This window comes from Streptomyces sp. NBC_00154, from assembly GCF_026342835.1.
Classification (GTDB): Bacteria; Actinomycetota; Actinomycetes; order Streptomycetales; family Streptomycetaceae; genus Streptomyces.
On sequence record NZ_JAPEMI010000001.1, the window covers coordinates 640,416 to 660,753 of the forward strand.

The following is a 20,338-nucleotide window of genomic DNA, read 5'->3' on the forward strand; positions in this document are numbered from 1 at the left end:
TGTGCGTTGGTCGGGCTGCGGATAGCTAACGCCTTCCGCAACACCACGTCAACACTTTGTTGAAATTACCCGAACGGAAAAGGCCGTCGCCGGGCGATCCGGACAACGGCCTTCCATGGTGCTTGCGCACCTCTTCACTCAACTACTCACCTTTGGCGGCGTTCTCCCGGTTGAGGTAGTTGTAGACGGTGAAGCGGCTGACCCCCAGGGCGCCGGCCACCGTCTCCACCCCGTGCCGTACGGAGAAGGCGCCGCGCGCCTCCAGGGTCCGTACGACCGCCTGTTTCGTCTTCCGGTCCAGGTCGGCGAGTGGCATCCCGTGCTGCCGCTCCATGGCGGCCAGGATGTGATCGAGCGAGTCCGACAGCTGCGGCAGGCGTACGGCTATGACGTCCTCACCCTCCCAGGCCAGCACCACGTCGTCGGCCCGTGCCTGCTCCGGCCCGACCAGCTCGGCGCCCATGGCGTCGACGAGCGGCTTGACCGCGGTGACGAGGGGGTGGTCCGCAGGTTCGGTCACTTCGAGTCCTCCCCGACGACGTTGACCTGGAGCGATATCCGGGTGGCACCCGACTCCAGAGCCTTGCGCAGCAGGGAGTCCACCGCGGTGAGCACCGCGTCCGCGTCGCCCTCCGCCGTATTGCCGAAGGGGCCGACGTCCACGGCGTCCAGTTCGGCCGACTGGATGACCTCGCGGGCCACCACCGCATGCGCGGGTGCCTCGTCGAGATCGAACGGCTCGGTGGTGAACTCCACTCTCAAGCGCACTGCGCCTCCCTCGTGTGCTCGCCGTGCGCCCAGGGGCCCATGGCTCGGCCCCGACCCTAACGGACCGCCGCCGGGCCCGGCGGCGGGAGCGGCAGCACGCAGGCGGCCATCGGGGCGGCGAACGGGGTTCCGGTGCGGCGCAGGCCGCCGTCCGCCCGGTCGACGTCGAAGACCGTCACCGTGCCGGACCGCTGATTGGCGGCGAAGAGCAGCGCCCCGTCCGGCGAGAAGGCGATCTGCCGGGGGAAGTCACCGCCCACCGGCACCGTGTCGATCAGCCGCAGTGCGGCCCCGCCGGCCTCGACGGCATAACGGGTCAGGCTGTTGTGGCCGCGGTTGGCGAGATAGGCGAAGCGCCCGTCGCCGGTGACCAGGAGCTGGGCGGGATAGCTGGTGCCGGGGCCGGTTCCGGTGGACTGCCCGGCCCCCGGGGTCACGGCGCCGGTGGCGGGCTCGTAACGGCAGACGACGACGGTGTTGTCGACCTCGCAGGCGAGGTAGGCGAAGCGGCCGCTCGGGTGGAAGGTGAGGTGGCGCGGGCCGGCGCCCGGCCGAAGCGTGGCATAGGAGAGCTGACGGAGCGTGCCCCGGCGCGTGTCGAGCCGGTACGTGTAGACGGTGTCGTTGCCCAGGTCGACGGCGAGGACATGGCCGCCGTCGGGGGCGGTGACGATCTGGTGGGCGTGCGGCCCGTCCTGGCCGGGGCCGGGGGCCGGGGCCGTATGGACGACCAGGTCGGTGCGCTCCCCCAGCGAACCGTCGGCTGCGATCGGGTGCACGGCGACGCTGCCCGAGGTGTAGTTGGCGCTCAGCAGCCACCGGCCGCTCGGGTGGACCGAGAGATGGCAGGGGCCGGCGCCGCCGGTGGAGCGGGTGCCGAGCACCCGGAACGATTCGTCCGAGGCGAGCGCCACGGCCGTCACACCGCCTTGTTCCTGCTCGTCGACGGCGTACAGCGTGGTGCCCGAGGGGTGCAGGGCGAGGTAGGAGGGGTTGTCGACGCCGGTGATCGTCGTGCGCCCGGTGATCGTCCCGGCCGCCGGGGCGTATCCGGCGACCCCGATCCCCGTACCCCCTCCGGCGGTCGAGGTGTACGTCCCCAGGAAGAGCGTCCCGGTCCTTCGATCGCGGGCGGCCGGTGCGTCCTGCCCGGCCGTCGGGCCGGACGGCGCGGGCGGAGCGGGCGAGAAGGAGACTGCGGCGCCCGCCAGGAGCGCTCCGAGAAGCGTGCGTCGGCTGGTGCGGGTCGTCATGCGCGGCACCTCGGGGTCGGCTGCGTCGGACATGTCAGCCACACTCTCCCGCCCCGACCGAAGCCGCAAGTGACGCAATTTCGGTTGCATCCTCTGCAACCACCATGCAGGGGGCCGCGCGCGCCGCTCCCGGCGGCCCGGTGTGCGGACCCCCTCTTGACAGCTCTCCCGTCAGCCATGCAATCTTCCGTTGAGCAGAAACTAACTTCCGCGATACGGAAGGAGCGCCTGACCCCATGGGACACCCGGACCAGCGCTTCGATGTGAACCTTTCGATCCTCTTCACGGAACTCCCGCTCCTGGAGCGCCCCGCGGCGGCCGCCGCCGCGGGCTTCACGGCGGTCGAGCTGTGGTGGCCCTGGATCGAGACCCCCGCCCCGCCGCAGACCGAACTCGACGCCCTCAAGAAGGCGCTCGACGACGCGGGCACGCAGCTGGTGGGGCTGAACTTCTACGCCGGACAGCTGCCCGGCCCCGACCGTGGTGCGCTCTGCGTACCCGGCGCGGAGTCGGACCGGTTCCGCACCAATATCGACGTGGCGGCCGGCTTCGCCGCCTCGGTCGGCTGCAAGGCGCTGAACGCGCTCTACGGCAACCGCGTCGACGGCGTGGACCCGGCCGTGCAGGACGAACTCGCCCTGGAGAACCTGGTCCTGGCCGCCCGCGCGGCCGACCGGATCGGGGCGGTCCTGCTGATCGAGACCCTGAACAAGCCGGAGTCGCCGCGCTACCCGCTGGTGAGCGCACCGGCCGGGATCGAGGTCGTCGACAGGGTCAACGCCGCGACGGGCCTCGGCAACGCCAGGTTCCTGCTGGACCTGTACCACCTGTCGATGAACGGCGAGGACCTCAGCCAGGTGATCGCCGCGTACGCCGGGAAGACCGGCCACGTCCAGATCGCGGACAACCCGGGGCGCGGCGCGCCCGGCACCGGCTCGCTGCCGCTCGAGCAGCTCCTCGACGAGCTGACGAAGGCCGGTTACGACGGCTGGGTCGGCCTGGAGTACAAGCCGGGCGACCGACCGAGCTCCGAGTCCTTCGACTGGCTTCCCGCCGAGGCGCGCGCGGCCCGCTGAGGGCGTCGGACCCACCCTCGTACACACGTTTTCAGGAAGGCACCCTCATGAGCAACAACCTCCCCAAGGTTGCGTGGATCGGACTCGGCATCATGGGCTCCCCCATGTCCGAGAACCTGATCAAGGCCGGTTACGACGTCACCGGTTACACCCTGGAGCAGGACAAGATCGACCGACTGGTCGCCGCCGGCGGGAACGGCGCGGGCTCGATCGCCGAGGCGGTCCGGGACGCCGATGTCGTGATCACGATGGTGCCGGCCTCCCCGCAGGTCGAGGCCATTGCGTACGGCCCCGACGGCATCCTGGAGAACGCGAGGTCCGGGGCCCTGCTCATCGACATGTCCTCGATCACCCCGCAGACCTCCGTGGACCTCGCGAAGAACGCGAAGGACCGGGGCATCCGCGTACTGGACGCCCCTGTGTCGGGCGGCGAGGCCGGTGCGATCGAAGCGGTGCTGTCCATCATGGTCGGCGGCGAGCAGGCCGATTTCGACGCCGCGCAGCCGATTCTCCAGGCACTCGGCAGGACCATCGTGCTCTGCGGCCCGCACGGCTCCGGCCAGACGGTGAAGGCCGCCAACCAGCTGATCGTCGCGGTCAACATCCAGGCCTGCGCCGAGGCCGTCGTCTTCCTGGAGAAGTCCGGGGTCGACCTCTCCGCCGCGCTCGACGTGCTGAACGGCGGGCTGGCCGGCTCGACCGTACTGACCCGCAAGAAGGACAACTTCCTCAAGCGGGACTTCGCGCCGGGCTTCCGGATCGATCTGCACCACAAGGACATGGGCATCGTCACCGACGCCGCCCGTAATGTCGGTGCCGCTCTGCCCGTCGGCGCCGTGGTCGCACAACTCGTCGCCTCGCTGCGCGCGCAGGGCGACGGCGGCCTGGACCACTCGGCGCTGCTGCGCGCGGTCGAGCGCCTCTCGGGTCAGCCCGTCCAGGCCTGACCGGCCTGCCCCCAGACTTCCGGATGGTGTCGGCGCCGACACCTGTCCTGTCGCGCCCAGGCGTCGGCACCATCCGGAACACCTCACTCTCAATTTCAACAAACTGTTGACGTTCGGTTCGGAGCGTACTTACGCTCCTGGAGCCCCCAGGGCGTCGCAGTTCAGCAGCTCCCGTACGGAAGGTCGCCCCGACACCATGACGCAGCGTGTGCTTACGACCGAGTCAGGCGCCCCGGTCGCCGACAACCAGAACTCCGCCACCGCCGGCGTCGGTGGCCCGATCCTCCTCCAGGACCAGCACCTGCTGGAGAAGCTCGCGCGCTTCAACCGGGAGCGCATCCCGGAGCGCGTGGTCCACGCCCGCGGCTCCGGCGCGTACGGCTACTTCGAGGTCACCGACGACGTCACCGGCTTCACCCGTGCGGACTTCCTCTCCGCCGTCGGCAAGCGCACCGATACGTTCATCCGGTTCTCGACGGTCGCCGACTCGCTCGGCGGCGCCGACGCCGTACGTGATCCACGCGGCTTCGCCCTCAAGTTCTACACGGACGAAGGCAATTACGACCTGGTCGGCAACAACACCCCGGTGTTCTTCATCAAGGACCCGATCAAGTTCCCCGACTTCATCCACTCGCAGAAGCGCGACCCGTTCACGGGCCGTCAGGAGCCGGACAACGTATGGGACTTCTGGGCGCACGCACCGGAGGCGACCCACCAGGTGACCTGGCTGATGGGCGACCGCGGCATCCCCGCCTCGTACCGTCACATGAACGGCTACGGCTCGCACACCTACCAGTGGACGAACGCCGAGGGCGAGGCCTTCTTCGTCAAGTACCACTTCAAGACGAACCAGGGTGTGCGCTCCCTCTCCAGCGAGCAGGCCGCCGAACTCGCGGGCAGGGACGGCAACTCGCACCAGACGGACCTGCTGCAGGCCATCGAGCGGGGCGTGAACCCGTCGTGGACCCTGTACGTGCAGGTCATGCCGGCCGCCGAGGCCGCGGACTACCGCTTCAACCCGTTCGACCTCACCAAGGTGTGGCCGCACAGCGACTACCCGCTGCAGCGGGTGGGCCGGCTGGTCCTGGACCGCAACCCGGACAATGTGTTCGCCGAGGTCGAGCAGGCCGCCTTCTCCCCGAACAACTTCGTGCCCGGCATCGGCCCCTCCCCGGACAAGATGCTGCAGGGCCGCCTGTTCGCCTACGCCGACGCGCACCGCTACCGGCTCGGCGTCAACCACACCCAGCTCCCGGTGAACGCACCGCGAACCGCCGTCGTCGACAACTACGGCCGCGACGGTCTGCACGCCACCCGCAACGGTGCGCGGCACGACAAGAACTACGAGCCCAACTCGTACGCGGGCCCCACCCAGACCGACGCGGCGCTCTCCGCCCCGCTCGCCGTCCACGGCTGGACCGGCACCCACGCGGCGCCCGCCCACACCAAGGACGACGACTTCTTCCAGGCGGGCGAGCTCTACCGGCTGATGTCCGAGGACGAGAAGGGCCGCCTGGTCGCCAACATCGCCGGAGGCCTCTCCCAGGTCACCCGCGACGACGTGATCGAGAAGAACCTCGCTCACTTCCACGCCGCGGACGCCGAGTACGGCAAGCGCGTCGAGGAAGCGGTCCGCGCCCTGCGCGAGGACTAGAACAACGAGACCGCGCAAAGGATATGACGGGAGGTCATTTCCCTTGCGCTGTCCGTCCGGCCGGCCCTGAGGGGTGCCCGGCGGGACGGACGTGACTGAGGACCGCGGCGGCGTGCGAGCCAGTGCGGTGGTGAAGGCAGCCGGCGGTCGCTCTCGACCTGACAGAGAGCGGACCCGGCCGCCCATCGCCCGTCGCCGCGGTCCCGGCACAACCTGCACACAGGACTCCGCCCGGCGGCGCGAACGAAACGGTCGCGCCGGCCTCTCGCCGTCGGGCGGTCACCACCCTCACGCAAGGGCGGGGAATACGGACGGTCCCGCGCTCCCCGCCCTTCCCGCGTGCCCGCGCACCCGTCGGATCAGTAGCCGGTCGGGCGGACCAGGCCCGTCTCGTACGCGAAGACCGCCGCCTGGGTCCGGTCGCGCAGCCCCAGCTTGGCCAGGATCCGGCTCACATGGGTCTTCGCCGTCTGCTCCGCCACCACCAGGCGCGTGGCGATCTCCGCGTTCGACAGGCCCTGCGCGATCAGGGAGAGCACCTCGGTCTCACGCTCCGTCAGATCACCGACCCGGTCCATGAGCGGGGCCCGAGGCGCCGCCGTCATCCGGGAGAACTCGGCGATCAGCCGCTTGGTGATGTTCGGGGCGAGCAGCGCGTCACCTGCTGCCACCACCCGTACCGCATGGACCAGTTCCTCGACCGAAGCGTCCTTGAGCAGAAAGCCGGACGCACCCGCGCGCAGCGCCTCGTACACGTACTCGTCGAGATCGAAGGTGGTCAGGATGAGCACCTTGACCTGGGCGTCGTGCGGTGACGTGATGCGGCGGGCCGCCTCGATGCCGCCGAGCACAGGCATCCGGACATCCATCAGGACCACATCCGGGGCGAGTTCGGCGACCTTGGAGACGGCATCGAGGCCGTCCACCGCCTGACCGACGACCTCGATGCCGGGCTCCGCGTCGAGCAGCACGGTAAATCCCTGACGGACCATCACCTGGTCGTCGGCGATCAGTACGCGGATGGTCGTCACAGTGTGTCCTCAGCAGGCAAGGCGGCCAGGTCAGGGGCGCTCACCGGCAGGATAGCCGTGACTTCGTAGCCGCCGTCCGGGCTCCGTCCGGTGACGAGTTCGCCGCCCAGCATCGCGGCGCGTTCGCGCATTCCGAGCAGTCCGTGCCCCATGCCCCGCGACGGCGCCGCGGGTCCGTCCGGCGCGGTGTTGGTGATCCGGACGGTGAGCCCGGCCGTCCCGTAGGCCGTCTCCACCCGCACCTGGGCTCCGGGCGCGTGCCGCATCGCGTTGCTGAGGGCCTCCTGGACGATCCGGAAGGCCGACAGTTCGACACTCGGCGGCAGCGGGCGCGGCGTGCCGGTGGTGGCGGTGTCGACCACGAGCCCGGCGCCGCGCACATTGGCCAGCAGTTCGTCCAGGCGGTCGAGAGTGGGCTGCGGGGCGTGTCTCGCCCCCATCGAGAGAGCGTCCTCGGAGCGCAGTACGCCGAGCACATGCCGCAGCTCGGTGAGCGCCTCGACGGCGTTCTGCCGGATGCCCGCGAGGTTCTCCCTGAGCTCGTCGGACGGGTTGTCGACCAGGTGCGGGGCGACCTGCGCCTGGATGGAGATCACCGACATGTGGTGGGCGACCACGTCGTGCAGCTCGCGGGCGATCCGGTTGCGCTCCTCCAGCAGGGTGCGCCGGGCCCGCTCCCCGGCGGTGAGTTCCTCCTGGACGACCAGCTGGCTACGGGTCACCCGCAGGCCGCGCAGAGCGGTGCCGAGGACCACGGATGCGATCAGGAACGGCGCTCCGCGGACGATGTCGTAGTTGTGCCCGGTGGTGAAGACGGTGCACGCCGGCCCGGAGAGAAGGGTGATCACCAGCGCCACGACCGCGCGGCGTGGCCGCACCCGCAGCGCCAGCAGGAACAGCGCTCCGCCCAGAAAAATCATCCCCGGGACGGTCCAGGGAAAGAGCAGGTCCCTGCTGATGTCGGGCTCCGAGAGCCGCACGGTGACCACCAGGACGATCGTCGACACCCACCAGGCCGCCACCGGGCGGAACATTCCGGCGACGAGTGCCGCGCCCTGCACCATGCCCAACAGCACCGCGTACGCGGGAACGGAACCACCGTCGGCCGGGCTCAGCTGGGCCATGTGGAACGCGGTGAGGAACACGGCGCCGATGACCAGCGCCATCGCGAACACCGGTCGCCAGACCGGCCACCCGGGCTCCCCCATGGCCGGCATCGGGTCGGCGGGTGCCGTCAGGTCCTCGAACAGGGCGCGCGGGGCGCCCCGCAGGGCGGACTTCAGGCGCCTCGTGTCCCTCATCGCTTCCCGGTTCATCTGACTCACCCTAAGCACGAGGCATCGCCGGTGCCTTGGCGGGACGGTTCTCACGGACGATCCTGCCGCTCCCGCGCGGCCGCCCCTCCTCGTACTTACGGAACGCCGCCCGGCACACCAGCAGCGCCACGGCGAACGCCGGCAGCCAGGCCAGCCGTGCGAACACCCAGCCGTAGTCCCTGGGCACGGTGTGCAGACCGGGCAGCGACTCACCTGCGAGCAGGCCGACGGCGGTGACCGCCATCATCGCGGTCTGGTGCCAGAGGAAGACGGTCATCGCGGAGAGGTTGACCAGCGCCACCGCCGCCCAGGCCGCGGGGCGTCGAAGGACTCGCCGCAGCGGGCCGAGCAGCAGCCGGGCCGCGCCGCACTGGGCGAGGCCGAAGGTGACGGCCGCGAGGGTGGGCGGGTCGAGGTTGGAGATCCTGGCGCCGGGCACCCCGACCATGGACGCCGGATAGCCGGCCCACAGGACGAGTCCGGCGGTGGCAGCGGCGCCGATGAGCAGCAGGGCCCATCCGGTCGACCGGCTCCGCAGGCCGCCGCGGGCCCAGCTCGCACCCAGGCAGTACGGGACCAGCCAGCCGGCCGCCACATTGATCCAGCCGAGCTGGGCGGGACCGCCCAGCCCGAACCGGATCAGGTCGACATGCAGCACGACGGCGAGCGGCCACAGCGGATGGAGCTTCGCGACCAGCGGGGTCGCCGCCGTCAGCGCCGCGAAGACCAGCAGGAACCAGAGCGGTGACAGCACCAGTTTGAGCAACGCGTGCACGGTCTCCGTGCCCACCCCGGAGGCGAGCAGCGCGCCCGCGATCACGGTCCACACCACCAGCACGGCGGCGACCGGCCGGAACAGCCGGCCCGTACGGGCGCCGAGCCACTGCCTGTACGTGGTGCCGCGGGTGCGGGCGGAGGCGTAACTCTTCGCCCCGACCTGACCGCCCACCAGGAAGAACACCGCGAGCGTCTGGAACAGCCAGGAGACCGGGGTCAGTTGGGGCATGTGCTGGAGGGGGCTCGCGGCGCGCACCGTGCCGGTGTCGGCGATCAGGGCGGTCACCAGCCAGTGGCCGAGCACCACGCCCAGAATGGCGAGGGCGCGCAGTGCGTCGACGGCGCGGTCGCGGTCGGGTGGGGTGGCGGCCTCGATCCGCCGGACGAGTTCACGCATGACGGCCCTCCTCGGCAGGGGCCCGGCCGGAGACGATCCGGGCGATGCTCTTCAGCGACAAGGAGCCGGGCTTCAGGTAGTCGCTGTGGCCGCCGTCGCCCGCCGCGAAGTGCCGGGCACCGAACTTCCGGGAGACCGGGTCCGTTCCGAACCCGAGGGTGACGAACGGCAGTCGGAGCTGTACGTGCGGCACCTCGGCGATCCAGTCGTCGCCGCCCCGGCCTGCCCAGACGGTGGCCGGGGTGTGGAGTGCGGCGACGTTGTCGACTCCGGTGCCGGGGCTGCCGTACAGGACGATGTCCGAGACCGCCAGCCCTGGGGCTGCTTCGGCACAGACGACGGATCCGTAGGAGTGGCACAGCAGCGAGGTCCGGGCGGTTGGCTCGGCACGCTTCAACTCGGCGATGAATGTACGCAGTTCGGTCGCAGCACTCTTGGCCCGGCCCGTGGTCACCGACGCCCGGCTCACCGTGTCCGGCGTTTCGTAGCCGAGCCAGCCGATGACCGCCGCCCCCTCGCCCATCTCCCGGCGCAGGACGACGGCGCCGGCCCGCAGCCGCCAGTACCGGTCGAGGCTGATGCCCGCCCCCGGGACCAGCACGGCGATCCGGCGCGCGCGGGAGAGGTCGCCGAAGACCTCGACGCTGCGACCGCCGTCGCGGCCGTCGAAGGAGAAGAAGTGGCGCGCGGGGTCGGCGAGACCGCGCAGGGATGCGGCCCGCTTGCCGTCGCCGTGACGGGTGGCCATCCGCTCGGCAGCGAGGACGGAGCCGCGGTTGACGGCGTACCGGTCGGCAAGGGCGGCGGGGGTCGCAGCACGCAGCGGGACAAGGGCGGCCGGGGCCGGCGCCGGGACGGCCGAGGGCCGGGCCGCACCCGCCATGGGCACGGCGACCGCGGCGATGACGAGGGCGGCGAGCAGCGTCCGGACAGCGCGCGGAAGGTGCCTGCGCGGATGACTCCTGGGCGGGCTGGGCGCCATCCCTGATCTTGCGTGGGAATCCCGGCCTTCAGGCCGGGCGGGAAACGCATCCTGAGATTCGGAGCCGCGAAGCGGCGTAGTACGCTGCGATCCTGCTGCGGCAGCGGTCAGGGCTTGGCCGTCATGAGACCCCGTGGGGTCAAGTGAGAAGCCACCTCGTTTACGAGGGGGAGGAGTCACGAAAGATGGTCCTTCCGTACCGGATGTCCGTCGAGATGGTCAGTGGTGCTTCCGGTACAGAAGTTAGGGAGCCGACCTCGTGGTCGGCGTCCACCCGGGGAGGGCACCTTCCGGGTAGCCCTGAAGTACTACGGGTAGGGGGAGTTGGCGCCTTCGCGGGGCCTGGACACACGTGTGGGGGCGGACCACCGGGTTCCGGTGGTCCGCCCCCACACAGGCGGCAGAAGAGAGGGCCGTCAGCTCGCGACGAACGGGCGGATCGAGGTCGGGGCGTGGCCCGGCTCGGTGGCGATGTCCTCCCACTCGTTGATGGCGTCGATACCCGCGGCGCCCATCGAGATGTTGGTGACGCGCTCCAGGATCGCCTCGACGACCACCGGGACGCGGAACTCGGCGGCCAGCTTCTTGGCCTCCTCGAACGCGGACAGCAGCTGGTCCGGCTCGGTGACCCGGATCGCCTTGCAGCCCAGGCCCTCGACGACCTTGACGTGGTCGACGCCGTAGACGCCCAGCTCCGGGGAGTTGATGTTCTCGAACTCCAGGTTGACCTGGAAGTTGATGTCCAGGTTGCGCTGCGCCTGGCGGATCAGCCCCAGATAGGAGTTGTTCACCAGGACATGGACGTACGGGATGTTGTGCTGTGCGCCGACCGCCAGCTCCTCCAGCATGAACTGGAAGTCGTAGTCACCGGAGAGCGCGACCACCTGGCCCTCGGGGTCGGCGGTGGCGACGCCCAGCGCGGCCGGAATGGTCCAGCCGAGCGGGCCGGCCTGGCCGCAGTTGATCCAGTGGCGCGGCTTGTAGACGTGCAGCATCTGCGCGCCGGCGATCTGGGAGAGGCCGATCGTGGTGACGTAGCGCGTCTCCGGTCCGAAGGCGCGGTTCATCTCCTCGTACACGCGCTGCGGCTTCAGCGGCACGTTGTCGAAGTGGGTACGTCGCTGCAGCCGGGCCTTGCGCTCCTGGGTGGAGGCGGCCCACGCGCTGCGGTCCGGCAGCCGGCCGGCGGCCTTGAGCTCCTTCGCCACCTCGACGAAGAGCTCCAGCGCGGCCTTGGCGTCGGAGGCGATACCCAGGTCCGGCGCGAAAATCCTGCCGAGCTGGGTGGGCTCGATGTCGACGTGGACGAACGTGCGGCCCTTGGTGTAGACGGCCAGGTCGCCGGTGTGCCGGTTGGCCCAGCGGTTGCCGATGCCCAGGACGAAGTCCGACTCCAGGAAGTTCGCGTTGCCGTAGCGGTGCGAGGTCTGCAGGCCGACCATGCCGGCGTTCAACTCGTGGTCGTCGGCGAGGATGCCCCAGCCCATCAGGGTCGGGATGACCGGGGTGCCCGTCAGCTCGGCGAACTCGACGAGGAGTTCGCAGGCATCGGCGTTGATGATGCCGCCACCGGCGACGATCACCGGGCGCTCGGATGCGAGCAGAAGCCCGATCGCCTTCTCGATCTGGGCGCGGGACGCGGCCGGCTTGTAGACGGGCAGCGGCTGGTACGTCTCCGGGTCGAATTCGATCTCCGTCAGCTGGACGTCGATCGGCAGGTCGATGAGGACCGGGCCGGGGCGGCCCGACCGCATCAGATGGAAGGCCTGCTGAAAGACGCCGGGCACCTGCGCGGCCTCCAGCACGGTCGTCGCGGCCTTGGTCACCGGCTTGGCGATCGAGGCGATGTCGACGGCCTGGAAGTCCTCCTTGTGAAGCTTGGCCACCGGTGCCTGGCCGGTGATGCAGAGGATCGGAACGGAGTCGGCGATCGCCGAGTACAGCCCGGTGATCATGTCGGTCCCGGCGGGCCCCGACGTACCGATGCAGACGCCGATGTTCCCTGCCCTGCTCCGGGTGTAGCCCTCGGCCATGTGGGACGCGCCCTCGACATGGCGGGCGAGCGTGTGGTCGATGCCGCCGCCGGCCTTCAGCGCCGCGTAGAACGGGTTGATCGCTGCGCCCGGCACGCCGAACGCGTTGGTGACGCCTTCCAGCTTGAGGATCTCAACTGCCGCTCGGGCAGCGGTCATTCGAGGCATGGAGTACTCCTGCTCGGACGTGTGGAGTCGGGCTCTGTCGCGCCACCTGAGAGCACCTATTCCGCATTACGAAAGTTTGTTTCTGCTATACGGAAGCAATCTAAGCTGCGGCCGAGTGGCCGTCAAGACCGATGAATCCGCCAAGTCGCTCCCCCGCGCCTCGCTCTTGGTGGACCATGGGGACGGAGCACAGGGGAGACGGGGCGCGGAGGCCCCGGGGCGGCGCCGGGGGGCGCCGGAGGGAGACCACAGTGGAGTCCGTGCCGGTACGCTGCCCGGCCTGCGGCCGCGATCACGCCTACCTCACACCGGTCTACCCGTGCCCGTGCGGGACCCCCATCGCCCCGCCCGTGCTGCGCGGCGGGGCGGTCGAACCGATCACCCACCGCACCTGGAGCGAGGACTGGGTCACCGTGCGCTGCCGCACCTGCGGACGCCACGACCAGTGGCCGCAGCCGGAACTGTGCTGCCCGTGCGGGACCGTGCTGCGGATCCCGGTCCGCCCGGCCACGGAGTCCGCGCCCGGCCCGGTCGCCGGGGCCCTGCCCACCCATATCCCGCTGCCGCGGACGGCGGCGGCGGCGCCCCGCCCGGCGTTCCGGCCGATGACGATCCGTACCGGCCGCGACGCGGTCACCGCCGCCGCGATGTACCTGCGGTGGCTGGGCTATCGCGACGTCGTACAGCCCGCGGAACGCCCCGCCTCCCGGATCGATCTGCGCGCCGCCGGGCTGATCGCCCAGGTCGACTCGACCACCCGGCCGACCACCCTGCGCGATGTCGAATGTCTCTGGCTGAACGGCTTGAACGCCTCGGTGACCAGCGTCTTCTTCTCACTGGCGGGCTATGCGCAGGACGCCAGGGCGCGGGCGGACGGTCTCTGCATCCCGCTCTTCGTGATGGACCTCACCGGGACCCCACAGCCGGTCAACGGCCCGGCGGACGAACTGCTCTCCACCGGCGCCTGACCGCCGTGCCGACCGCCATACTGGCGGCATGCGCATCCGTCCCGCCCGCCGCTCCGACCTTCCGCTGCTCCAGGAGATCGAGCGCGCCGCCGGCGAACCCTTCCGCACCCTCGCCATGTCCGCCGTCGCGGACGACGACCCGCCGCCTCTCGACCTGCTGGACGAATACCGCAGGGCCGGCCGCGCCTGGGTGGCCGCGGACACCGACGACCGTCCGATCGGCTACCTGATCGCCGATCCGGTCGACGGCGCGGCCCATGTCGAGCAGGTCTCGGTCCATCCGTCCGCCGCCCGGCGCGGCGTCGGCAGCGCGCTCATCGACCACCTCGCCCTCTGGGCGGGCGAACAGCGGCTCGAAGCCCTCACCCTCACCACCTTCTCGCACGTCCCGTGGAACGCGCCGTACTACACACGCCTCGGCTTCCGCACGCTCACGGAGGCCGAACTCACCGACGGCCTGCGGAAGATCAGGGCGGAGGAGGCCGAACACGGCCTGGACCGCTGGCCGAGGGTCTGCATGCGACGCGAACTCTGACACGGCGACACGATTCGGGTACTTCCGCGCGGGCCCCGGTGCCGGCCGGGTCCCGCGCCCCGACGCCGCAGCGGAACCGGCCGGCAACAGCGAGTGCAATCGGTCACGTTCGGCCCTGCGGCCACAAATGTTCGGTCGCTGTCAGTGGGCGGCCGTAGAGTGGTGCGCATGGTCTTAACTCCACGGCTCTCACCACCATTCGCCCCGCGGAACACCGCACAGAACGTCGCACAGTCCGCACAGCCGACCCACCCGTCCGCCGTCGAGGCGAACGAGGCGATTCGTGCGCTCGTGGACGCACGAGCCGGCCAGGACTGGTCCTCCGTGGAGTCCGCGGCCTACGAGGTCCTGCTCGTCGAATGGGCGGCGGCCACTCGGGGCGCTGCCGGCGACATCATCGAAGCCGCCTGACAGCGCCCGTCGGCGCCGCTCCCACCGGGCCCTACCCGTAGTTCTCCCGCAGTTCGATCTTCCGGACCTTCCCGCTCACCGTCATCGGGAAGGTCTCCAGGATCTGCAGCCGTCGCGGGATCTTGTAGTGCGCCAGCTGCTCGCGGCAGTACTCCGTCACCTCTTCCAGGGTCGGCGGCTGCGCCGGGTCCCGGGGGATGACGCAGGCCAGGATCTCCTCGCCGTACGTCTCGTCCGGTACGCCCACCACCTGCACGTCGGCAATCTTCGGATGGCCGTAGAGGAACTCCTCGATCTCCCGCGGGTACACGTTCTCGCCACCACGGATGATCATGTCCTTGATGCGGCCGACGATCTGCACGTAGCCGTCCTCGCGCATCACCGCGAGGTCACCGGTGTGCATCCAGCGCCCCGCGTCGATCACTTCCGCGGTCCGCTCGGGCTGCTCCCAGTAGCCGAGCATCACGCTGTAGCCACGGGTGCAGAGCTCGCCCGCCGCGCCGCGCTCCAGGGTCACGCCCGTCGCCGGATCGACGACCTTCACCTCGATGTGCGGCATCACCCGGCCGACCGTGCCGGTGCGGCGCTCCAGGTCGTCGTCGCGGCGGGTCTGGGTGGAGACCGGGGAGGTCTCCGTCATGCCGTAGCAGATGGACACCTCGTCCATGTGCATCTCGGCGACGACCCGCTTCATCACCTCGACCGGGCAGGGTGATCCGGCCATGATCCCGGTGCGCAGCGAGGAGAGGTCGTACGAGGCGAAGTCCGGATGGTTCAGCTCCGCGATGAACATGGTGGGGACGCCGTAGAGCGAGGTGCAGCGCTCCGTCTGGACCGCCGCGAGGACGGCGGCGGGCTCGAAGGCGGGGGCCGGGATCACGATGCAGGCGCCGTGCGAGGTGATGCCGAGGTTGCCCATCACCATGCCGAAGCAGTGGTAGAAGGGAACGGGCAGACAGACCCGGTCCTGTTCCGTGTAGGCGACCATCTCCCCGACGAAATAGCCGTTGTTGAGGATGTTGTGGTGCGAGAGGGTGGCGCCCTTGGGGAAGCCCGTCGTGCCCGAGGTGTACTGGATGTTGATCGGGTCGTCGCAGGACAGCTCGGCCTCTCTGGCCGCCAGCTGTTCGGCGGTGACGGCTGCGGCCGCTGCCGTCAGCTCGTCCCAGGACGGATCGCCGATGTAGTGCACGGCGCGCAGGGCGGGGCAATTGGCCCGGATCTGGCCGACGAGGGCGCGGTAGTCGCTGGTGCGGTGGGCGAGCGAGGAGATCAGGAGGGAGATCCCGGCCTGGCCGAGGACATACTCCAGCTCGTGCGCCCGGTAGGCCGGGTTGATGTTGACCATGACGGCGCCGATGCGGGCGGTGGCGTACTGGACGAGCACCCACTCGGGGCAGTTGATCGCCCAGATGCCGACGCGGTCGCCCTTCGCCACTCCGGAGCCCATCAGAGCGCGCGCCAACTCGTCGACGGCGGCGCCGAATTCCGCGTACGTCCAACGTCGCCCCGAGGCGACGTCGACAAGCGCCTCGCGCTCCGGGTACGCCGCGATCGCCCGGTCGAGATTGCGCCCGATGGTGTCGCCGAGCAGGGCCGTGGTGCCGGTGCCGTGCGCGTAGGAAAGGCCGGTCCGTCCGCTCATCGCAGGTCCCCCTCGTCGAATTCGGTGCCGACTCCCTCGGCAGTACGCTCGCGCAGCTCGATCCGGCGGATCTTGCCGGACACGGTCTTCGGCAGTTCGGCGAATTCCAGCCGGCGGATCCGCTTGTACGGGGCCAGCACCGCCCTCGAGTGCGCGAACAGCACCTTCGCGGTGTCCGGTCCGGGCTCCCAGCCCTCCGCGAGCACGACGTACGCCTTCGGGACCGCGAGCCGAACCGGGTCGGGCGCGGGCACGACCGCAGCCTCGGCGACCGCCTCGTGCTCCAGCAGGGCACTCTCCAGCTCGAACGGCGAGATCTTGTAGTCGGATGCTTTGAAGACGTCGTCGGCGCGGCCGACATAGGTGATGTAGCCGTCCTCGTCGCGGGAGCCGATGTCGCCGGTGCGGTAGTAGCCGCCCGCCATCGCCTCGGCGGTACGGTCCGGGTCGCCGTGGTATCCGGTCATCAGGCCGACCGGACGGTCCGACAGATCGAGGGAGATCTCGCCCTCCGTCGCGCCGGGCCGGCCGGTGACCGGGTCGAGGAGCTCGACCTTGAAGCCGGGGCTCGGCCGCCCCATGGAACCGGACTTCAGCAGCTGGCCGGGGGTGTTGGCGACCTGGACGGCGGTCTCGGTCTGGCCGAAGCCGTCCCGGATGGTGACGCCCCACGCGCGCCGGACCGTCTCGATGACCTCGGGGTTCAGCGGCTCGCCCGCCGCGACGACCTCGCGCGGCGGGGTCCTCAGCTGGGAGAGGTCGGCCTGGATCAGCATCCGCCAGACGGTGGGCGGGGCGCAGAAGCTGGTGACGCCCGAGCGGTCCATCTCGGCCATCAGCCGGCCCGCGTCGAACCGGGTGTAGTTGAAGATGAAGACGGTCGCCTCGGCGCTCCACGGCGCGAAGAGGTTCGACCAGGCGTGCTTGGCCCAGCCCGGCGAGGAGATGTTGAGATGGACGTCTCCGGGCCTGAGGCCGATCCAGTACATCGTCGACAGGTGGCCAACCGGGTACGAGACATGGGTGTGCTCGACCAGCTTGGGACTGGCGGTCGTGCCGGACGTGAAGTACAGCATCAGCGGTTCGTCGGCGTCGGTCTCCCGGTCCGCCTCGAAGCTCTCCGGCTGCTCGTCGGCGCCGCTGTACGAATGCCAGCCCTCGACCTCGTCGCCGACCGCGAGCCGGGTGTAGTCACCGGGCACCTCGTCGAACTTGGTGGCGTCCGCGTCCCGCACGATCACGTGCCGGACCCGGCCGCGGTCCACCCGGTCGCGCAGGTCGACGGGGCCGAGGAGCGGCGTGGCGGGGATGACGACGGCGCGCAGCTTCATCGCGGCGAGGGCCGTCTCCCACAGCTCGATCTGGTTGCCGAGCATGACGAGGATCCGGTCCCCGGCGCCTACCCCCTGGGCACGCAGCCAGTTCGCCGCCTGGTTGGACCGGGCGGACATCCGGGCGAAGGACGCCTCGGTGCGCCGGCCGTCCTCCTCCACGATGTGCAGGGCGGTGCGGTCGTTGTTCTCGGCGATGACGTCGAACCAGTCCAGCGCCCAGTTGAAATGGTCGGCCCGGGGCCAGCGGAAGCCCTCGTAGGCCGCCGCGTAGTCCTCGCGGTGCTGCAGCAGAAAGTCCCGGGCGGCCCGAAACGTTTCCGTCGCGCTCGTTGCCGACATGTGCCCTCCTCATTGCGGACCGGACCGGTCACTTAACATCATGAAAACAGTGACCCAGGTCTCACCACCCCCGAACGGGGGTACAGAGGGCGGGGCGGAGAGGCGACAGCGTGCCGGAACCGGTCGATACGGTCGAGATGCAAGCGGCGCTGCTGCGGCTGCGCCGGACGAGCGGACTGCCCGTCACGTTCGGCGGACTGCTCTCGGACCCGCGCCACGCCAGGATCGTGGAGCTCAATGGTGCGCAGACCACCGCGCTGCGCGGGCTCGTCATATCGGCCGGCAGCGGGCTGGGCGGCAAGTCGATCGCCCTGTCGCGGCCGTGCGCGGTGACCGACTACCCGTCGTCGCGGCACATCAGCCACGAGTACGACACCGCGGTCGCCGCGGAGGGCCTGCGCTCGGTGGTCGCGGTGCCCGTCGTCGTACGCCGGAGGGTACGGGGCGTGCTGTACGGAGCGCTGCGTGAGCCGCTCACCCTCGGGGACCGTACGTTCGACGCGGCAGTCGCGGCGGCCCGCGACGTGGAACAGGCCCTTGTCGTACGGGACGAGGTGCAGCAGCTCCTGTCCGTCACGCGGGACCAGGTGACGGACCCCCGGGCCGCTCCGGGGGCCTGGGAGGACGTCCGCGAGGCGCACCGCGAACTGCGCGCGCTCGCCCCCAAGGTGGCCGACCCGGCGCTGCGCGAGGAGCTGCTCTCGGTGTGCGCGCGGCTGGCCTCGGCGTCCGGGGCGCAGGAGCCACACGGCCGTGAGGTGCTGCTGGCGCCGCGCGAGGTCGATGTCCTCGCCTGTGTGGCGGCGGGTGCGACCAACGCCGTGGCAGCCGGCCGGCTGGGCCTTCGACCGGAGACGGTGAAGGGCTATCTGCGCTCGGCGATGCGGAAGCTGGGGGCGCACACCCGGCTGGAAGCCGTGGTCGCCGCGCGCCGGGCGGGGCTGCTGCCATAACTCGCGCGCCTGACGTCAGCCGTGGCCACTGGCGGTGAAGCTGGCGGGTGCGGCGTATCTGGTCTTCCTGGGCGTTCACAACTGCTGGGCGCGCAAGGCGCTTTGGCGAAGATCGGCACGATTGGGTGTGCGGTGTGGATCTGCGGGTATACCCGGCGGGGCGTGCGTAACGTTCTCGGTGCGATCTGGGACGCCGGGTGTGGCGTCAGCAGTCGGGGCCCCCGCGTCACCAGCGAGATGGTTCGGGGCCTCCCCGTCGCCTCTGGCCACACCCACATGGCCAGGTCGTAGGGATTCCGCCCGCCCGGGACGGACCGCATACGGGATATGCGTCGCCGACCAGGACGCGAAAGCGGAGGACCAGTGCGCCCAACACCGTTCGGGGCGTACCGGTGAGCCAGGACTCTCTCCTGCTCACTGCCCAAGGAACGGTGCAGGCGTTCCGGCACCGCAAGGAGATGAAGCTGGGGGCCGTCCAGGCGTCGCCTGAACGGCCCGCGCGCGGTGATCTGTGGACGGTGGCCGCGACGGGCCGAGCCGACTGAACCCGGTTCACTGCCCGAAGTCGATGAACGGCGCGAACCGGATCTCGTGCGCGGGTGCCTGCGTGGGCGCCGTCGTGGCGAGCATCCGCAGCCCCTCCTCCGTGACGGCGTCGCGCTCGGCCCGGCTGAGCTTCCCCAGCGCCTGCACGGTGACGATCCCTTCGCCGCCGGGCTTCCCGCCGGATTTCGTGCCGGGCACGCCGAGTCGCCAGATCGCGGCGAGGAACCCGTCGACCAGCACGGTTCCGTACGCCTGGTTGCCGTTCCCGTTGCGTCCCCGGTACTGGAGCGGGATGACGCGCGTACGGTCGGCGTGGCCGAGCAGCACGTTGTCGAACTCGGGCAGGAAGCGCGGCGGGGCGGGAGTGTCCGCGTCGGGGCGGGGGGCGTCCGGCAGGTCGAAGAGCTCGACGCCGTTCTCGTCGCGGAAGGTGATCAGCTGCGGCCGCAGCCGTTCGAAGGCTTCCCGCAGCCGGGTCAGCCCCGCCCACATCTGCATGTCCTTCACGGAGGCGGGGCCGAACGCCCCGAGGTAGCGCAGCACGGTCGCGTCGGGTGCGGGCGTCGGCTCCGCCGGCCGGCCGAGCCAGTGCTCCGCGGTGGTCAGCGCGACCTGGCCGCTGCGGCCCCACAGCCCGCGCGGGGTGACCTGGACCAGGGGCAGGACGCAGCGGGCTGCCACGGTCAGGGCCTGGGGGGCGGCGTCCGGCCACTCGGCGAGCAGCGCCTCGCGGATCTCCTTCGGGGTACGGGGCCGTTCCTCGACAAGCTCTCTGCCGAGCGCTGCGAGCCGGTCCGGATCCACACCGACGAGTCCGTTGCGGAACATCTTCAGCTCCCGGTCGCGGGCCGGCTGGACCAGCGGGCGCAGGGTGAGCGCGTCGTCGGCGGTGTGGGTGTGGATGGTGGACCGCAGGGTGACGATACGGACCACCTCGCGGGACTCCATCAGCCCGGAGAGTTCGGCCGACTCGAAGCCTTCGAGCCGGGCGAGGAGCTGGTAGTAGGGCGGCTTGGTGTTCTGTGCCTGGAGCCCGACGAGATGTCCGACGGCGTCCTTCGCGGACATCGGGCTCCGGCTCAGGAGCAGTTGGCGCGCCAGGGTGGCACGGCCCAGTGCGCGGGGCGCGAGCACGGGGGGCGAGGCGGGTGCGGCGGGGTGCGTCTTCGCGGCCATGAACGGCACGCTACGCGGGCTTGCGGACA

General features: G+C 70.7%; 19 protein-coding genes. 8 read left to right on the forward strand and 11 right to left on the reverse strand.

The features are described from left to right. Nucleotides 1-142 precede the first annotated feature (142 nt). Genes OHA03_RS02880 through OHA03_RS02890 form a run of 3 tightly spaced genes read right to left on the reverse strand, consistent with a single transcriptional unit; the run spans nt 143 to nt 2,021 of the window. Entirely contained in the window at nt 143-520 is a 378-nt protein-coding gene (locus tag OHA03_RS02880; protein WP_267000378.1) for a helix-turn-helix domain-containing protein, read from the reverse strand. Beyond that, complete coding sequence (locus tag OHA03_RS02885; protein ID WP_267000380.1) at nt 517-768, reverse strand: thiamine-binding protein; 252 nt, start codon at nt 766-768, stop codon at nt 517-519. The genes OHA03_RS02880 and OHA03_RS02885 overlap by 4 nt, the downstream gene beginning before the upstream one ends. A gap of 56 nt (nt 769-824) precedes the next feature. Continuing rightward, nucleotides 825-2,021, reverse strand: a complete 1,197-nt coding sequence (locus tag OHA03_RS02890; protein ID WP_267007914.1) for a lactonase family protein — start codon at nt 2,019-2,021, stop codon at nt 825-827. A 236-nt stretch (nt 2,022-2,257) separates the two neighbouring features. On the opposite strand from OHA03_RS02890, the gene OHA03_RS02895 reads away from it, so the two are divergent. The 3 genes from OHA03_RS02895 to OHA03_RS02905 all read left to right on the forward strand — a co-directional run bounded on the left by OHA03_RS02895 (nt 2,258) and on the right by OHA03_RS02905 (nt 5,698). Beyond that, nucleotides 2,258-3,097, forward strand: coding sequence for a TIM barrel protein (locus OHA03_RS02895; RefSeq protein ID WP_267000382.1), 840 nt, complete (start codon nt 2,258-2,260; stop codon nt 3,095-3,097). A gap of 47 nt (nt 3,098-3,144) precedes the next feature. After that, nucleotides 3,145-4,044, forward strand: coding sequence for a 2-hydroxy-3-oxopropionate reductase (locus OHA03_RS02900; protein WP_267000385.1), 900 nt, complete (start codon nt 3,145-3,147; stop codon nt 4,042-4,044). 196 nt (nt 4,045-4,240) lie between these two features. Next, entirely contained in the window at nt 4,241-5,698 is a 1,458-nt protein-coding gene (locus OHA03_RS02905; RefSeq protein ID WP_267000387.1) for a catalase, read from the forward strand. A 359-nt stretch (nt 5,699-6,057) separates the two neighbouring features. Here OHA03_RS02905 and OHA03_RS02910 read toward each other — a convergent pair whose 3' ends face one another. The 5 genes from OHA03_RS02910 to gcl all read right to left on the reverse strand — a co-directional run bounded on the left by OHA03_RS02910 (nt 6,058) and on the right by gcl (nt 12,402). Continuing rightward, nucleotides 6,058-6,729, reverse strand: a complete 672-nt coding sequence (locus tag OHA03_RS02910; RefSeq protein WP_267000389.1) for a response regulator transcription factor — start codon at nt 6,727-6,729, stop codon at nt 6,058-6,060. Beyond that, nucleotides 6,726-8,045, reverse strand: coding sequence for a sensor histidine kinase (locus OHA03_RS02915; protein WP_267000391.1), 1,320 nt, complete (start codon nt 8,043-8,045; stop codon nt 6,726-6,728). The genes OHA03_RS02910 and OHA03_RS02915 overlap by 4 nt, the downstream gene beginning before the upstream one ends. Nucleotides 8,046-8,055: 10 nt before the next feature. Beyond that, a complete protein-coding gene (locus OHA03_RS02920) occupies nt 8,056-9,219 on the reverse strand; it encodes an acyltransferase (RefSeq protein ID WP_267000393.1) in 1,164 nt (387 codons plus the stop codon). After that, nucleotides 9,212-10,201 (reverse strand): alpha/beta hydrolase, encoded by a 990-nt coding sequence (locus tag OHA03_RS02925; protein WP_267000395.1) that lies wholly within the window; start codon nt 10,199-10,201, stop codon nt 9,212-9,214. The genes OHA03_RS02920 and OHA03_RS02925 overlap by 8 nt, the downstream gene beginning before the upstream one ends. 416 nt (nt 10,202-10,617) lie before the next feature. Next, nucleotides 10,618-12,402, reverse strand: coding sequence for a glyoxylate carboligase (gene gcl / locus OHA03_RS02930; protein ID WP_267000397.1), 1,785 nt, complete (start codon nt 12,400-12,402; stop codon nt 10,618-10,620). Nucleotides 12,403-12,653: 251 nt separating this feature from the next. Here gcl and OHA03_RS02935 point away from each other — a divergent pair, with 251 nt between their 5' ends. The 3 genes from OHA03_RS02935 (at nt 12,654) to OHA03_RS02945 (ending at nt 14,316) form a co-directional block, all read left to right on the forward strand. Further along, nucleotides 12,654-13,370 carry a hypothetical protein gene (locus tag OHA03_RS02935; protein ID WP_267000399.1) on the forward strand — a complete coding sequence of 239 codons (717 nt, stop codon included), beginning with the start codon at nt 12,654-12,656 and terminating at the stop codon, nt 13,368-13,370. A 28-nt stretch (nt 13,371-13,398) separates the two neighbouring features. Continuing rightward, entirely contained in the window at nt 13,399-13,905 is a 507-nt protein-coding gene (locus OHA03_RS02940; RefSeq protein WP_267000401.1) for a GNAT family N-acetyltransferase, read from the forward strand. A gap of 168 nt (nt 13,906-14,073) precedes the next feature. Then, nucleotides 14,074-14,316 (forward strand): hypothetical protein, encoded by a 243-nt coding sequence (locus tag OHA03_RS02945; protein ID WP_267000403.1) that lies wholly within the window; start codon nt 14,074-14,076, stop codon nt 14,314-14,316. Nucleotides 14,317-14,347: 31 nt separating this feature from the next. On the opposite strand, the gene OHA03_RS02950 is transcribed toward OHA03_RS02945, so the two are convergent. Further along, on the reverse strand, nt 14,348-15,961 hold the full coding sequence (locus OHA03_RS02950) for an AMP-binding protein (protein ID WP_267000405.1): 1,614 nt from the start codon (nt 15,959-15,961) through the stop codon (nt 14,348-14,350). Continuing rightward, complete coding sequence (locus OHA03_RS02955) at nt 15,958-17,634, reverse strand: AMP-binding protein (protein WP_267000407.1); 1,677 nt, start codon at nt 17,632-17,634, stop codon at nt 15,958-15,960. The genes OHA03_RS02950 and OHA03_RS02955 overlap by 4 nt, the downstream gene beginning before the upstream one ends. A gap of 110 nt (nt 17,635-17,744) precedes the next feature. Between OHA03_RS02955 and OHA03_RS02960 the strand changes: the two genes are divergently transcribed. Together OHA03_RS02960 and OHA03_RS02965 are read left to right on the forward strand one after the other, a co-directional pair. Further along, nucleotides 17,745-18,587: a response regulator transcription factor gene (locus tag OHA03_RS02960; protein ID WP_267000409.1), complete on the forward strand. Its 843-nt coding sequence runs from the start codon at nt 17,745-17,747 to the stop codon at nt 18,585-18,587. Between the two features lie 392 nt (nt 18,588-18,979). Continuing rightward, nucleotides 18,980-19,132: a hypothetical protein gene (locus OHA03_RS02965; RefSeq protein ID WP_267000411.1), complete on the forward strand. Its 153-nt coding sequence runs from the start codon at nt 18,980-18,982 to the stop codon at nt 19,130-19,132. Between the two features lie 7 nt (nt 19,133-19,139). On the opposite strand, the gene OHA03_RS02970 is transcribed toward OHA03_RS02965, so the two are convergent. Next, on the reverse strand, nt 19,140-20,309 hold the full coding sequence (locus OHA03_RS02970; protein ID WP_267000413.1) for a winged helix DNA-binding domain-containing protein: 1,170 nt from the start codon (nt 20,307-20,309) through the stop codon (nt 19,140-19,142). Nucleotides 20,310-20,338 lie beyond the last annotated feature (29 nt).